This window comes from Streptomyces sp. KL2 (assembly GCF_046529545.1).
GTDB classification, from domain to species: Bacteria; Actinomycetota; Actinomycetes; order Streptomycetales; family Streptomycetaceae; genus Streptomyces; species Streptomyces radiopugnans.
Map to the genome: position 1 here is coordinate 1233532 of NZ_CP127170.1, position 15061 is coordinate 1248592.

Genomic DNA, 15061 nt, shown 5'->3' on the forward strand with positions numbered 1-15061 from the left:
AGGTCGCGGCCGTCAAGGAGGCCGCCCCGGCGGCCCCGCCCCCGCCGCTGCCCATCTGCGACGAGACCTGCGCCCCGGGCGGCCCCTGGGCGGACGGGGGCTGATGTCTCCCCTCCGCCCAGGGGCGGCACGAGCGCTCACTTGCGGTTGTACAGGCGCATGGTGGCCGTTCCGAAGACGGCCACCAGCGCCGCGCCCCACCCCAGCGACCAGGCGATCTCGGTGGCGGGCCAGTCGCCGGCCATCAGGCCGCGCACCGCCGAGGCCAGATGGGTCACGGGGCTGTTGTTGACGAAGGCCTGGAGCCAGCCGGGCATGGTGGCCGGGTCGACGAAGACGTTGCTGAGGAACGTCAACGGGAAGATCACCATCATGCTGACGCCCATCACCGACTTCTCGGTGCGCAGCATCAGGCCGAACATCGTCCAGATCCACGAGAAGGCGAACGCGAAGACGATCAGCAGCGCCACTCCGGCCGCCACCCCGGTGACGCCGCCTGCCGGGCGGAAGCCCAGCACCAGGCCGAGGGCCAGCATCACCGCGCAGGCGATCGTGTAGCGCAGCATGTCGCCGAGCAGGTAGCCGACCATCGCCGAGGGGCGCCAGATCGGCAGGGTGCGGAACCGGTCGAAGACGCCCTTGGCGATGTCGATGTTGACCGCCACCCCGGTGTACATCGTGATCATCACGATGTTCATCACCAGGATGCCCGGCAGCAGGAACTGCACGTACTGGTCGGCCGACCCGGCCAGCGCACCCCCGAAGAGGTAGGTGAACATCAGCACCATCATGATCGGGAAGACGGTGACGTCGAAGAGCTGCTCGGGCACGTGCTTGATCTTCAGCACCGCCCGCCAGCCGAAGGCGGCGGATGCGGCCCAGGCGCTGGGGCGGGGCGGGCGCTCCCCGGACACCAGCAGGCCGGCCAGGGCGTCGGCGGCCGCGGGAGCCTGCTCGCCGGTCTCGTCGGTGCGCTGTCCGCGGGTCGTGGCGGTGCTCATGCCGGGATCTCCTCTTCCTCGTTCGCGGGGGCGCCGGTACGGGCGGCGGGGCGGTCGGTGAGGGCGAGGAAGACCTCGTCCAGGCTGGGCTGACCGAGCGAGAAGGTGTCGACGGTGATGCCGGATCGGGCCAGCTCCGCCAGCGCCCGGGAGGCCTGTTCGGCCGCGCCCGCACCGTCGCCGTGCAGGCCGACGCGGGCGGTCAGGGCGACCGGGTCGGGGTCGAGCTGGACCCGCGCCCCCAGGACGCGGGCGAGCAGCCGCTCGGCCTCGGGCCGCCGGTCGGCGTCCCGCAGCCGCAGGTGCACCGCGCCGGCGCCCACCGAGGCCTTCAGCTCGCCCTTGGTGCCCTCGGCGATGACCTTCCCCTGGTCGATGACGGCGATGCGGGAGGCGAGCTGGTCGGCCTCGTCGAGGTACTGGGTGGTCAGCAGCACCGTGGTGCCACGGGCGACCACCGCCCGCACGATGTCCCACACCTGGTTGCGGCTGCGCGGGTCCAGGCCGGTGGTCGGCTCGTCCAGGAAGAGCAGGTCTGGGGTGTTGAGGATGGACGCGGCGATGTCGATGCGGCGCCGCATGCCGCCCGAGTAGTGCTTGACCTGCTTCCCCGCCGCCTCGGCGAGCCCGAACGCCTCCAGCAGTTGCTCGGCCCGGCGCCGGGCCGCGGGCTTGCGGTGGCCCAGCAGCCTGCCCAGCAGGACCAGGTTCTCCACCCCGGTCAGGTCCTCGTCCACCGACGCGTACTGCCCGGTCAGGCTCACCCGGGCGCGTACGGCGTCGGCCTCGTGCAGCACGTCGTGCCCGAAGACCCGGGCCCGGCCGCCGTCGGGGCGCAGCAGGGTGGCGAGCATCCTGACCGTGGTGGTCTTCCCCGCCCCGTTGGGGCCGAGGACCCCGTAGACCGTGCCCGCCGGAACGGCGAGGTCCACTCCGTCCACCGCGCGGGTCTCCCCGAACACCTTGACCAGCCCCGATGTCTCGATCGCCAGGCCGGATGCGTTCTCGCCCATGTTCCGTCGTCCTCGTCGCTCGGCAGTTCTGCGGTTTCCCTCGACCATCGGACCGTCCGGGGGCTCCGGACTCATCGCTTCCCGGGGGTTTCTCCCACCGGGTCTCCCGGATTCCCCGGGAGACCCGGGTCCGCCCGGTCTCCGGGCTCGTAACGGATGTGCCGGCAAAGTGCGCCTCCTCAGTCGTCGCGGACCTCGATGCCGAGCGCCCGGGCGAGCGCGGGAGCGAGGTCCAGTAGCTGCGCCGCGCCGACGATCGCACCCCTGAGCGAGTCGTGGCCCGCCGTGATCCCCAGCCCGGCCGCGCCGCGCAGGTCGACCCGCGCGAGCCTCGCCTTCTCCAGCCGCACCCCGTCCAGGACCGAGCCGGGGAAGGCGACACCCTCCAGGGCCGCCTCCCCGAAGTCCACGTCGCGCAGCAGGCAGTCCGCGAAGCACACGTCGCGCAGGCGCGCGGCACGGAGGTTGACCGAGTCGAACTTGCAGTTGAAGAACGTCACGCGGCGCATCCGCGCCTCGAACGCCTCAACCCCGGCCAGCGCGCCGGAGACGGCCTCGGCGTCCGTCCAGTCGGTCTCGGCCAGATCCGCGCCCACCCAGCGCACGGTGTGCAGCCACACGTCGTTGAAGCGCGCCCGCCGGTAGCGGCCGCCGTCGAACTCCACCGAGGTGAAGGCGGACTCGACGAAGCCGGCGCCGCCGGCGTCCGCGCCCCGGAAGCCCTCCCCGTCGAAGTGGACGGTGTCGTAGGTGCGGTCCCGCTCCAGCCGCCCGCCGCCGTCGAAGGGCCGGAGGTACTCCGCGTAGGGCAGGTCGGCCAGTTCGCGCGGGGCGGGCGGGGTCGGCGGGATCCGTGAGGTCCGCGGGCTTCGCTGGGCGGGCATGGGGGCCTTTCCGGTCCGGGCGGAAGGTGTCGTCCGCAGCCTAGGCGCACCCTCTGACAACGCCCGCCGACAAGGCCCCGTGCCCTCCGCGGGGGCGGCCCCGCCCACGCCCCCCGCGGAGGGCACGGGGCGGGCCTACGCCCCCGCGAGGGTGGCAGCGCCTACGCCCCCGCGAGGGTGGCGACCATGACGGCCTTGATGGTGTGCATGCGGTTCTCCGCCTCGTCGAAGACGACCGAGTGCTCCGACTCGAACACCTCGTCCGTCACCTCCAGCGACTCCAGGCCGTACCGCTGGTGGATCTCCCGGCCCACGGCCGTGCCCAGGTCGTGGAAGGCGGGCAGGCAGTGCAGGAAGCGGACGTGCGGGTTGCCGGTGGCGCGCAGGACGTCCATGGTCACGGCGTACGGCCGCAGCAGCTCGATGCGCTCCTCCCAGACCTCCTTGGGCTCGCCCATCGACACCCACACGTCGGTGGCGACGAAGTCGGCCCCCAGCACGCCCTCCTCCACCTTCTCCGTGAGGGTGATGCGGGCGCCGGTGCGCTCGGCCAGGGAGCGGGCCTCGGCCACCACGGACTCCTCCGGCCACAGGCCCCGCGGCGCGGCGATGCGGACGTCCATGCCGAGCAGGGCTCCGGTGACCAGGTAGGAGTTGCCCATGTTGTTGCGGGCGTCGCCGAGGTAGGCGTAGGCGGTCCCGTTCAGCGGCTTGTCGCAGTGCTCGGTCATGGTGAGCACGTCGGCGAGCATCTGTGTGGGGTGCCACTCGTCGGTCAGCCCGTTGTAGACGGGGACGCCGGCGTGGGCGGCCAGTTCCTCCACCGCCTCCTGGCCGCTGCCGCGGTACTCGATGGCGTCGTACATCCGCCCCAGCACCCGGGCGGTGTCCCGCACCGACTCCTTGTGGCCGATCTGGGAGCCGGACGGGTCGAGGTAGGTGGTGTGGGCGCCCTGCTGGGCGGCGGCGACCTCGAAGGCGCAGCGGGTGCGGGTGGAGGTCTTCTCGAAGATCAGCGCGATGCTGCGGCCGCGCAGCCGCTGCTCCTCGGTGCCCGCCCGCCGGGCCGCCTTCAGCTCGGCGGCCAGCTCGACCAGATGGCGGAACTCCTCGGGAGTGAAGTCCAGCTCCTTGAGGAAGTGGCGGCCCGTGAGATCGATCGCCATGGGGGCTCCTAGGGACTGTCGCGTCGGATACGGCGGGAAAGCCGGAAGTATATACACACCCTCGCATCACTATGCAGACAGGGTGCCCCCCGGCCGCACCATACGCCGCCGGACGCCCCCGTACGCCTCAAGACCCCGGACTCTCCGCGACCGCGGCCCGCGGTCGCGGTCGTGCCCGCACCCGTGCCGCGCCTACACCGCGTCGCGCTCGACCGGGCAGCTCATGCAGCGCGGCCCGCCCCGGCCCCGGCCCAGCTCGCTGCCGGGGATCGTGATGACCTCGATCCCGCATTTGCGCAGATGGGTGTTGGTGGTGACGTTGCGCTCGTAGGCGATGACCACCCCCGGCTCGACGGCCAGCACGTTGCAGCCGTCGTCCCACTGCTCGCGCTCGGCGGCGTGCACGTCCTGGGTGGCGGTCAGCACGCGGATGCCGTCCAGGCCCAGGGCCGCGGCGATGGCGCGGTGCATGTGCTCGGGCGGGTGGTCGGTGACCTTCAGCTCCGACTCGGCCGCCCCGGGCTCGATGGTGTAGGAGGGGAGCATGCCCAGGCCCGCGTACTGGGTGAAGGTGTCGCCGTCGACCATCGTCATCACGGTGTCCAGATGCATCAGGGCACGCTTCTTGGGCATGTCCAGGGCCACGATGGTGCTGGCCGAGCCCGCCGCGAACAGGCCGCGGGCGAGCATCTCCACCGCCTGCGGGGTGGTGCGCTCGCTCATCCCGATGAGCACCGCGCCGTTGCCGATGACCAGCACGTCCCCGCCCTCGATGGTGGAGGGGTAGGCGCCCTGGCCCTCGGACCAGATGTGGAAGCCCTCCCGCGAGGGGCTGGAGCCCGGTGCGACGGGGCCTGGTGCGCCGGGGTCCGGTGCGCCGGAGGACCGGGCGAACAGCGGGTGGTGGTGGTAGATCGCCTCGAAGTGGATCGTCTCGCGCTGCCGGGCGGGCCAGCGCATGGCGTTGATGGAGACCCCGTCGTAGATCCAGGCGGAGGTGTCACGGGTGAACAGGTGGTTGGGCAGCGGGGCGACCAGGAAGTCGTCCGGGTCCATCACGTGGAAGCGCACCGAGACCGGCTCGGGATGCCGCTCCAGGTACTCCCGCTTGGTCATCCCGCCCACCAGCGCCTCGGCCAGCTCCGCCCCGGACATCTCGTCGAAGACGGCCCGCAGGTGGTCGGCGGCCAGCGGCCCGTACTCCTTCTCGTGGAAGGTGCGGTCCAGGACGAAGGCGCGGGCGGCGGGGATCTCCAGGGACTCCGCCAGCAGGTCGCCGAACAGGTGGACCTCCACGCCCCGGTCGCGCAGGACGTCGGCGAAGCCGTCGTGCTCCTGGCGGGCCCGCCGCACCCACAGCACGTCGTCGAAGAGCAGGTCGTCCCGGTTGGTCGGCGTGAGCCGTTTCAGTTCCAGGTCGGGGCGGTGCAGGATGACGCGGCGCAGCCGCCCGGCCTCGGAGTCGACGTGGAATCCCATGCCACCATCCTCACCCCGAGCCGGGCGGCTACACCCGGGGACGCGGTCACAGCCTGGGGTCGACCGGCTCCGACTCCAGGGCCAGGACGGCGAAGACCGCCTCGTGCACCCGCCACAGCGGCTCGCCCCGCGCCAGCCGGTCCAGCGCCTCCAGACCGAGCGCGTACTCGCGCAGCGCCAGGGAGCGCTTGTGGCCCAGGTGGCGCACCCGCAGCCGCCGCAGGTTCTCCTCGCGGACGTACTCCGGGCCGTAGACGATCCGCAGGTACTCCCGCCCCCGGCACTTCACACCCGGCTGGACCAGCCGCCCGTCCGGGCCGCGCACCAGCGCCTCCAGCGGCTTGACGACCATGCCCTCGCCCCCGGCCGCCGTCAGCTCCAGCCACCAGTCGGTGCCCGCCGCGACGGACGCCTCGTCGCCGGTGTCCACCACCAGCCGCCCGGTGCGGCGCAGCAGCCCGGTGCCGTCGGCGTCGGCCAGCCGGTCCAGCCAGGCGAGCTGGTCGCCGTGCGGTACGGCGGCCAGGCTGCGGCCGCGGCAGGCGAGGATCTGGAAGGGCGCGAGCTCCACGCCCTCCAGCCCGTCCACCGGACGGCAGTACCGGCCGTACGCCTCGGTGAACGCCGCCGCGTCCGCCGCGCGCTCCCGCTGCCGCGCCAGCAGCCCGTCCACCTGGGCGCCCCGGGCGGCCGCCGCCTCCAGCGCGGCCAGCGCGCCGGGGAAGGCGGCTCCCGCGGCGGCGCCGACCGCCGCGTACTGCCGGCGCAGCAGCCCGGCCGACTTCAGCGACCAGGGCAGCAGTTCGGCGTCCAGCAGCAGCCAGTCGGTGTCCAGTTCCCGCCACAGCCCGGCGCCGTCGGCGGCGGCGCGCAGGCGGGCGAGGACCTCCTCGGTGAGGGCCCGGTCGTCGAAGAACGGGCGTCCGGTGCGGGTGTAGAGCGCGCCCGTCTCCCCGCCGGTCACGCCGAACCGCTCGGCCGCGGCGGCCTCGTCGCGGCAGACCAGGGCGACGGCGCGCGAGCCCATGTGCTTCTCCTCGCACACCACCTTCGCCACGCCCGCCGCCCGGTACTCGGCGAACGCCTCGGCCGGGTGCTCCAGGTAGCCCTCCAGCTTCGAGGTCGCGCAGGGCGCCATCGTCGGCGGGAGGTAGGGCAGCAGGCGCGGGTCGATCGCGAAGCGGCTCATCACCTCCAGCGCGGCGGCGGCGTTCTCCTCGCGCACCGCGACGCGGCCGGCGTGGCCGGTCTCCACCACGCGGCGGCCGTGCACGTCGGCCAGGGCGAGCGGGCGGCCCTCGTGCCCGCCGGGCGCGTCCGCCGTCAGCGGTCTCACCGGCTCGTACCAGACCCGCTCGGCGGGGACGTCCACCAGTTCGCGCTCGGGCCAGCGCAGGGCGGTCAGGGCTCCGCCGAAGACGCAGCCGGTGTCCAGGCAGATGGTGTTGTTGAGCCAGGTCGCGCGCGGGGTGGGGGTGTGGCCGTAGACGACGGCGGCCCGGCCCCGGTAGTCCTCGGCCCACGGGTAGCGCACGGGCAGGCCGAACTCGTCGGTCTCACCGGTGGTGTCGCCGTACAGGGCGTGCGAGCGGACCCGGCCGGAGGTGCGGCCGTGGTACTTCTCGGGCAGCCCGGCGTGGCAGACGACCAGCGCGCCGCCGTCGAGCACGTAGTGGCTGACGAGCGAGCCGATGAACTCCTCCACCCGCGCGGGGAACTCCGGGTCGGCGGCGGCCTCCCTCTCCAGTTGCTCGATCGTCTCGGCGAGTCCGTGGGTGTGCCGGACGTTGCGGCCCTTCAGGTACCGGCCGAGCTTGTTCTCGTGGTTGCCGGGGACGCACAGCGCGTGCCCGGCGGCGACCATGCCCATGACCAGGCGCAGCACCCCGGGGCTGTCGGGGCCGCGGTCGACGAGGTCGCCGACGAAGACGGCGGTGCGCCCCTCCGGGTGGCGGGCGTCCACCGCTCGGCCGGCCGCGTCCCGCTCGATCGCGTAGCCGAGCCTGCCCAGCAGGGCCTCCAGTTCGGCGCGGCAGCCGTGGACGTCGCCGACGATGTCGAACGGGCCGGTCAGGTGCCGTAGATCGTTGTAGCGCCGCTCCAGCTCGATCCGGGCGGCGGCCACCTCCTCCACTCCGCGCAGGACGTGCACCTTGCGGAAGCCCTCGCGCTCCAGGGAGCGCAGCGAGCGGCGCAGTTCGCGCCGCTGGCGCGGAATGACGTGGGCGGGCATGTCCGCGCGGTCGGGGCGGACGGCGTTGCGCCGGGCGCAGACGTCCTCGGGCACGTCGAGGACGATCGCCACGGGCAGCACGTCGTGCTCGCGGGCCAGCTTCACGAGCTGCCGGCGGGCCTCGGTCTGCACGTTGGTGGCGTCCACCACGGTCAGGCGTCCGGCGGCCAGCCGCTTGCCGGCGATGTAGTGCAGCACGTCGAAGGCGTCGGGGGTGGCGCTCTGGTCGTTCTCGTCGTCGGCGACCAGGCCGCGGCAGAAGTCGGAGGAGACGACCTGGGTGGGCGCGAAGTGGGTGCGGGCGAAGGTGGACTTGCCCGCCCCGGTGGTGCCGACCAGCACCACCAGGGACAGGTCGGGCACGGCGAGGGCCTTCGTACGGGCCGGGGCGGGTTCCGTCGTACCGGCCGGGGCGGGCGCCGGGATGCGGTCCGTCATGCGGCTGCCTCCTTCTCGGTGTTCGGGGCCCCGGTGTTCGGAGCCCCGGTGGCCGGCGCCTCGGTGGCGAGGCGGAACAGGGCGAGCTGGGTGGGCGGGCCGACCTCGGGGTCGTCGTCGCCGACGGGCCGGAACTCCACCGTGTAGCCGTGCCGTTCGGCCACCGCGCGCGCCCAGGCGCGGAACTCCTCACGGGTCCACTCGAAGCGGTGGTCGTGGTGGCGCACCTCGCCCGCGGGCAGGGTCTCCCAGCGCACGTTGTACTCGGCGTTGGGGGTGGTGACCACGACCGTCCCCGGCCGGGCCGCGCCGAAGACGGCGTACTCGGCAGCGGGCAGACGCGGCGGGTCGATGTGCTCGATCACCTCGCTGAGCACGGCCGCGTCGTAGCCGGACAGCCGTGGGTCGGTGTACGTCAGCGAGCCCTGGGTGAGGGTGACGCGGGCGGCCTGCCGCTCGGACATCCGCTCCGGGCGCAGTCTGCGCCGTGCCTCGTGCAGAGCTCGCATCGACACGTCCACGCCCGTGATCCCGGTGAAGCGGGCGTCCTTCAGCAGCGCCCGCACCAACTGGCCCTGTCCGCAGCCCAGGTCCAGGACACGGGCGGCACCCGTCTCGCGCAGGGCGGCCAGGATCGCCTCGCGGCGCAGGACGGCCAGCGGTGCGGGGCGCTCGTCGGTGTCGGCGCTCTCGTCCACGGCGTTGTCCAGTTCCTCGGGCTCGCTGCCGTCGGCCTCGGCGAGACGGGCGAGCTCCAGGCGCTCCAGGGCCTCGCGGGTGAGGCTCCGGCGGCGGCTGAGGTAGCGGCCGGCGATGAGCTCCTGTTCGGGGTGGTGCTCCAGCCAGCCCTCGCCGGCGCGCAGCAGCTTGTCCACCTCGTCGGGGGCGACCCAGTAGTGCTTGGCGTCGTCCAGCACCGGCAGCAGGACGTACAGGTGGCGCAGCGCGTCGGCCAGCCGCGCCTCGCCCTCCAGCACCAGCGACACGTAGCGGGAGTCGCCCCACTCGGGGAAGCGGGCGTCCAGCGGCACCGGTTCGGCGCCGACGGTCCAGCCCAGCGGCCGGAAGAGGCGGTGGACCAGCTCGGGGCCGCCGCGGGCGGGCAGCGCGGGCACCTCGATCCGCAGGGGCAGCTCGCGCCCGGGCAGTTCGGGGCGGGCCCGGCACTGGCCCTTGAGCGCACTGGAGAACACCGCGCCCAGCGCCACGGCCAGCAGCGAGGAGGCCGCGTACGGGCGGTCGTTGACGTACTGGGCCAGGGCCGAGTCGGGTGCGCCGCCGCGTCCCTTGCCCCGGCCGCGGCGGACCAGGGCGACGGGGTCGACCTCCAGCAGCAGCGCCGCGGTGCATCGCCCGGCCTCCGCCTCGGGGTAGAAGACGTGCGCGGTGCCGTGGGAGGTGGAGAACTCCTGCGCCCGGTCGGGGTGTTTGTGCAGCAGGAATCCGAGGTCGGTGGCGGGCCGCTCGGCGCTGCCGGTGGTGGTCATCGTCAGGAACACCTGAGCGAGTATGGCCCGTTCGGGTGTGCCGCCCCACCGGTTTTCCGGCGGGGCGGAGCGCCCGGCTACCCTTCCGGCTCCGCTCCCTGCCCCTCGCCCGGTTCGGTCTCGCGCCCCGCCCCCGTCCCGGCTTCCGCCGCCAGGGCGGCGATCTCCGCCGGGCCCACCCGGCAGCAGCCGCCGACCAGCCGGGCGCCGTCGCGTACCCACGTGCGGGCGGCGGCCGGGTCGAAGGCGGCCTCGCCCGTCCAGGCGCCGCGCGCCGCGTCCCAGCCCTCGCCGCTGTTGGGGTAGACGACCACCGGCTTTCCCGTGGCCCGCGCCGCCAGGCGTACGGCGGGCGCGGCGTCGCGCGGATCGCAGCAGTTGACGCCGACCGCGATCACCTGGTCGTTCCCCGCGGCGACGGCGAAGGCGTCCGCCAGCGGCTGGCCGGCGCGGGTGCGCCGGCCGGCGACGGTGTACGACAGCCACACCGGCACCCCGCAGCCGGCCGCGGCGCGCAGCAGGGCCTCGGCCTCGTCGGCGTCGGGCACCGTCTCCAGTGCCAGGACGTCCGGGGCGGCGGCCGCCAGCGCCTGGACGCGGGGCCGGTGGAAGCGCTCCAGCTCGGCGACCGTCAGCCCGTACCGGCCGCGGTACTCGCTGCCGTCGGCGAGCACCGCGCCGTACGGGCCGACCGAGGCGGCCACCCACACCGGCTCGCCGGCCGTGCCCGCGGCGGCGCGGGCCAGGGACACGCTGCGGCGCAGCAGGGCGTCGGTCTCCTTCCGGTCCAGCCCGCGCCGGGCGAAACCGGGATGGGAGGCCTGGTAGCTGCCGGTGATGAGCACCCGCGCCCCCGCCCGTACGTAGGCGGTGTGGGCCGCCCGGACCTGGGCGGGGTCGTCGGCGAGCAGCCGGGCCGACCACAGCTCGTCGGACAGGTCGCAGCCCTGTGCCTGGAGCTGGTTGGACAGCCCGCCGTCGAGGACGAGGGGGCCGCGTGCCAGGGCGTCCGCGAGTGGAAGCCCTGGCGCGGGCACGGGCGCGGGCGCGGGCGCGGGCGGCGTGCTCATGCCGGGCTCACCCCAGTTGGCTCTGCACCTGGGAGGAGATCAGCTCCAGGTGGTCCAGGTCGTGCAGGTCAAGGATCTGGAGGTAGATCCGGGAGGAGCCCGCCTCGGCGTAGCGGCCGATCTTGTCGACCACCTCGGCCGGGGAGCCGGCCAGTCCGTTCTCCTTCAACTCCGCCACCTCGCGGCCGATGGCCGCCGCGCGCCGCGCCACCTCGGCGTCGTCCCGGCCCACGCAGGCGACCAGGGCGTTGGAGTAGATCAGATCGCCCGCGGCGCGGCCGTGCTCCTCGGCGGCGGCCCGCACCCGGCCGAACTGCCGCTCGCTGTCCTCGACGGAGACGAAGGGGACGTTGAACTCGTCGGCGAAGCGCGCGGCCAGAGCCGGGGTGCGCTTGGCTCCCATGCCTCCGATGAGCACGGGGACCTTGGCCTGTGCGGGCTTGGGCAGCGCGGGCGAGTCGGCGAGCTTGTAGTGGGCGCCGTCGTAGGTGAACGTCTTGCCCGGCTCGGTGGCCCACAGCCCGGTGACGATCTCCAGCTGCTCCTCCAGCCGGGAGAACTTCTGCCTGGGGAACGGGATGCCGTACGCGGTGTGCTCTGCCTCGAACCACCCGGCGCCCAGGCCGAGTTCGACGCGTCCGCCCGACATGGCGTCGACCTGTGCCACCTGGATGGCCAGGACGCCCGGCAGGCGGAAGGTGGCCGCGGTCATCAGGGTGCCCAGCCGGATGCGCCTGGTCTCGCGGGCGAGGCCGGCCAGGGTGATCCAGGCGTCCGTCGGGCCGGGCAGCCCGTCGGCATCGCCCATCTTCAGGTAGTGGTCGGAGCGGAAGAAGGCGTCGAAGCCCAGGTCCTCGGTGGCCTTGGCGACCGTGAGGAGGGTGTCGTAGGAGGCGCCCTGCTGGGGTTCGGTGAAGATGCGCAGATCCATGCCCTCCATCCTGCACCTTCGCTACGCGCCCTCCCGTACCGGCAGGCCGTCCCCGCACACCGGCGCGGCGCCCTCGCCCACGGGCGGGGCCGGGGCCCCGCCCACCGGCGGGGCCCGGCGGAACGGCCGGGGCCTGAGGGCGAGCCGTCTGAGGATCGCCGTCACCCTGTCACCGCACTCGTCGGCGGCGTCGATGCCCTCTATGCACCTCCAGTAGAGCCCCTCCTCCTCCGCGTCGACCGCCACCCGCACCAGGGCGCCCCCGGCCTCGCCCAGCAGATCGCCCAGTTCGTGCAGGGCCGACAGGGGGTCGCTCATCTCCGTCAGGTGAGCGGCACGCGCCCCGTCGGACCGCTGCCCGGGGCCGCGCAGCGAACCGCAGGCGCGTCCGCTCGCCTCGCGCAGTCCACCGGCCTGGGCCCGCACCTCGGGCGGGCCCGTCATGGCCAGGTGGACCCCTACCGCCTCCGCGAGCGCCTGCGCCTGCCACGCCTCGGTAACGACGTCAGCCGCTTCCTCACTGTGTGCGAGCGCTCGCCGCGTGATCTCAATGAGTGGTACCGCATCCATCCACCTTTTCCCTCCGCGATAATCCGCTACCCAGCGTGATACCCGCAGTCGCGTTTGGCTAGGGGGTTCGGGAAAACTGTGGAAAAACTCGACACTGTGGAGAACGCCTTCACTCCGAAGAGTGACGATTGGCCTTCCCCTGCGCGCCGCCGGGGCCGTCCGTCTCGCCGACTCCCCCATCGGTCCGCCCGTCACTCTCCGCAACGGGAAAGCGTTGTTGGTTCCGCTCGATCTTGGCTTCCAGCGCGGCCAGTGCGTCGATCCCCAGCACCTCGCAGAACTGCAGCAGGTAGGCGAGGACATCGGCGACCTCGTCCGCGACCCGCCCCGCCGCACCCGGGTCGTCCATCACCCGTGCCGACTCCTCGGGTGTCATCCACTGGAAGATCTCGGCCAGTTCGGCGGCCTCCACGCCCAGCGCCATCGCCAGGTTCTTCGGCGTGTGGTACGGCTCCCACCGTCGCGCCGCCGCGAACTCGGCCAGCCTGCGCTGGAGTTCGCCCATCCTGCCCCCGGGCCGCCCGTACGGCGCCGGGTGGCGCGCCTCCTCCCGGCTGTCTCCGGCGTTCCCGCCGGTCCCGCCGCTTCCGTGCATCTGTCCGTCGTTCACGCCCCCAGGTCTACCAGCCGGGCCCCGGGCGCCCCCCGTCCCCGGGGCGGCCCCGGGGGGCGGCCGGCGCGGGTGCGGGATCCGGGAATGTTGATCACGCTCTCCACCGTGGCTCCCGCCACCGGGAGGGACAGGCGACCACGCACGTCCAGGCGGGTGGTGTACGCATCCGCGGGCGGCGCTGTACGCGCTGTCCACCGCAGCCGTCCGCCCGGCGCCGGGCGGACGGCCGGCCGGCGCCGTCCTCCCGGGCGGGCCCCCGGTCGAGCGCTCCCCCCGGGGCGCCACACCAGCGTGTCCACCGCCGGTTCCCGCACCACTTCTCGCACCACTTGCCCGTCACCGCCCGGGACCGGGCTCGGTTCCGGTCCCGGCTCCGCGCTCGTGGCGCGGCTCGGCCGCTATCCGACGTCCGCCCTGACCGAGTCGCCGAAGAGGCCGTTGGTGAAGGTGACCGTCTTCGGTTCGATCTTCCCTTTGACCGTGACGGTGCCGGTGACCTTCTCCCCCTTGGCCAGTTCGACCGTGTCGATCTGGCGCTCGTCCGCGGCGAGTTCGGCGTCGTACTTGGAACCGTCCGAGGCTGTGACGTCGAAGTACAGCGGGTTGACGTCGACCTTCTCCGCGCTGTTGTTGACGACCGTGACCAGCACGGAGGTGTGCTCCTCGCCGTTGGTGAGGATGGTGGGCCGGAAGTCTGTGGTCTCCGCCGTGATCCGGATCGGCGCGGGAGCCTCCTCCTCGGGCTCCTCCTCGGGCTCCTCCCGCGGCTTCTCCTCGCCCTCCCCCTTCCCCTCCTCGCCACCGGGCTCCTTCGGGGCCGACGACGCGGGAGGCTTCCCCGCGTTCTCGTCACCGCCCGCGCCGAGAGCCGCACCGATGACGCCGATCACGACGAAGAAGGCGACGACGCCGAGGCAGCCGAAGCCGATGATCTTCCCCGCGCCGGACTTCTTCGGTGGCGCCTGCGGCACCGGCTGCTGCGGCCGGCCGGGGCCCCACTGCTGGTACTGGGGACCGGGATTGTGCTGGGCCATCAGACCCCCCTCTTCTCATGCTGCTGCCTCCGGACCTCAGAGGCATGGCGCTCGGCCGGGCCGGACCCCGGCACGCCCCACCCGGCCGGGTCGACCGACGGGCCATGGGCGCGCGCTCCGCGAACAACCATATGACACGGAAACTGAGTTCACAACTCACTTGTAAGCGCGCTTCATCAACCACACCTCGATGGGATCGGCGCGCGCACGCAGAACCACGCGCCGGGCCTCCCTCGCTCATACGGCCCGCCCGCCGCGGATGGGAGACGAGTCCGCGGAAACACTGGGGGAATGCGCACCGAACCTGTTGTGGGATCCGACCGTGAGCCGCTCGCCCGTCTGCTCGGCGTCGCCGAGGCGGCCGTCGACGCCGGGGTCCGGTGGCTCGCGGAGGCGGGGGACGAGTGGTCGCGGCGGCGGTTCAAGGCCTCGGGCGAGGAGGTCACGGCCGCCGACGCCGAGGTGGAGCGGCGCATCACGCGTGTGCTGCGGGAGCACGCGCCCGGCATCCCGGTCGTCGGCGAGGAGACGGACCGGGAGGAGGGGGGTTCGGTGCCGCCTCGCTGCTGGCTGCTGGATCCGATCGACGGCACGATGAACTTCACGCGCGGCGCCCCGCTGCACGCCGTCTCCCTGGGGCTGGTGGACGGCGGCGAGCCCGCGCTGGGCGTGGTCCACGCCCCGGCCCTGGGCCGCCGGTGGAGTACGGACTCGGCCCCGGACACCGACACGGTGGGCCCGGACGTCCCGGAGCCGTCCGGCGCCCGGGAGCTGTCCCGGGCGGTGGTCGGCGTCACGGGGGCGGGAGGGGGCGGCTCCCCGTCCGGGAGACTGCTGGCCGCCCTGCTGGAGCGGGCGTACCGGGTGCGGATGCAGGGCTGCATGAGCCTGGACCTGATCGGAGTGGCCGAGGGATGGCTGGACGCCTGCGTATGCGTCGGCGCCAAGCCCTGGGACGTGGCCGCCGGGGCGGCACTGCTGCGCCGCCGCGGACGGACGGTGCTGGACGGGGACGGGCGGCCGTACGCCTTCGGGGCCCCGGTCCTGGTGGCGGGGAGCGGGCCGCTGGCCCGGGAGCTGGCCGCCCTGTGCCGGGCGCGGATCCGGTAGCCGGGCGCCGGCTCGGGCAGCCGGGCACGGGC

13 protein-coding genes are annotated in these 15061 nt (G+C 73.9%); 1 reads left to right on the plus strand and 12 read right to left on the minus strand.

All coding sequences use genetic code 11. The features are described from left to right. Positions 1-137: 137 nt before the first annotated feature. The 12 genes from QPK52_RS05615 to QPK52_RS05670 form a co-directional block, all read right to left on the minus strand. Entirely contained in the window at positions 138-1001 is an 864-nt protein-coding gene (locus QPK52_RS05615) for an ABC transporter permease (protein ID WP_410535920.1), read from the minus strand. After that, a complete protein-coding gene (locus QPK52_RS05620) occupies positions 998-2014 on the minus strand; it encodes an ATP-binding cassette domain-containing protein (protein ID WP_410535921.1) in 1017 nt (338 codons plus the stop codon). Before QPK52_RS05620 ends, QPK52_RS05615 begins: the two co-directional genes overlap by 4 nt. 179 nt (positions 2015-2193) lie before the next feature. Next, the gene (locus QPK52_RS05625) at positions 2194-2898 is read right to left on the minus strand and encodes a pentapeptide repeat-containing protein (protein WP_410535922.1); all 705 of its coding nucleotides are present in this window, start codon (positions 2896-2898) and stop codon (positions 2194-2196) included. 161 nt (positions 2899-3059) lie between these two features. Next, positions 3060-4064, minus strand: a complete 1005-nt coding sequence (gene argF, locus QPK52_RS05630; RefSeq protein WP_410535923.1) for an ornithine carbamoyltransferase — start codon at positions 4062-4064, stop codon at positions 3060-3062. Positions 4065-4256: 192 nt separating this feature from the next. Beyond that, positions 4257-5543 (minus strand): arginine deiminase, encoded by a 1287-nt coding sequence (locus tag QPK52_RS05635; RefSeq protein ID WP_410535924.1) that lies wholly within the window; start codon positions 5541-5543, stop codon positions 4257-4259. 46 nt (positions 5544-5589) lie between these two features. Further along, positions 5590-8214 carry a polynucleotide kinase-phosphatase gene (locus QPK52_RS05640; protein WP_410535925.1) on the minus strand — a complete coding sequence of 875 codons (2625 nt, stop codon included), beginning with the start codon at positions 8212-8214 and terminating at the stop codon, positions 5590-5592. Next, positions 8211-9713: a 3' terminal RNA ribose 2'-O-methyltransferase Hen1 gene (locus QPK52_RS05645; protein ID WP_410535926.1), complete on the minus strand. Its 1503-nt coding sequence runs from the start codon at positions 9711-9713 to the stop codon at positions 8211-8213. The genes QPK52_RS05640 and QPK52_RS05645 overlap by 4 nt, the downstream gene beginning before the upstream one ends. Positions 9714-9778: 65 nt before the next feature. Beyond that, the gene (gene mmuM, locus QPK52_RS05650) at positions 9779-10771 is read right to left on the minus strand and encodes a homocysteine S-methyltransferase (protein ID WP_410535927.1); all 993 of its coding nucleotides are present in this window, start codon (positions 10769-10771) and stop codon (positions 9779-9781) included. A 7-nt stretch (positions 10772-10778) separates the two neighbouring features. Beyond that, a complete protein-coding gene (locus QPK52_RS05655; protein WP_410535928.1) occupies positions 10779-11702 on the minus strand; it encodes an LLM class F420-dependent oxidoreductase in 924 nt (307 codons plus the stop codon). Between the two features lie 21 nt (positions 11703-11723). Next, positions 11724-12452 (minus strand): DUF6099 family protein, encoded by a 729-nt coding sequence (locus QPK52_RS05660; protein ID WP_410535929.1) that lies wholly within the window; start codon positions 12450-12452, stop codon positions 11724-11726. Then, entirely contained in the window at positions 12382-12777 is a 396-nt protein-coding gene (locus QPK52_RS05665) for a nucleotide pyrophosphohydrolase (protein ID WP_410540218.1), read from the minus strand. The genes QPK52_RS05660 and QPK52_RS05665 overlap by 71 nt, the downstream gene beginning before the upstream one ends. Before the next feature lie 506 nt (positions 12778-13283). After that, entirely contained in the window at positions 13284-13919 is a 636-nt protein-coding gene (locus QPK52_RS05670; protein ID WP_410535930.1) for a DUF4352 domain-containing protein, read from the minus strand. 309 nt (positions 13920-14228) lie between these two features. Here QPK52_RS05670 and QPK52_RS05675 point away from each other — a divergent pair, with 309 nt between their 5' ends. Further along, on the plus strand, positions 14229-15029 hold the full coding sequence (locus QPK52_RS05675; RefSeq protein WP_410535931.1) for an inositol monophosphatase family protein: 801 nt from the start codon (positions 14229-14231) through the stop codon (positions 15027-15029). The last annotated feature ends 32 nt before the right edge of the window (positions 15030-15061 follow it).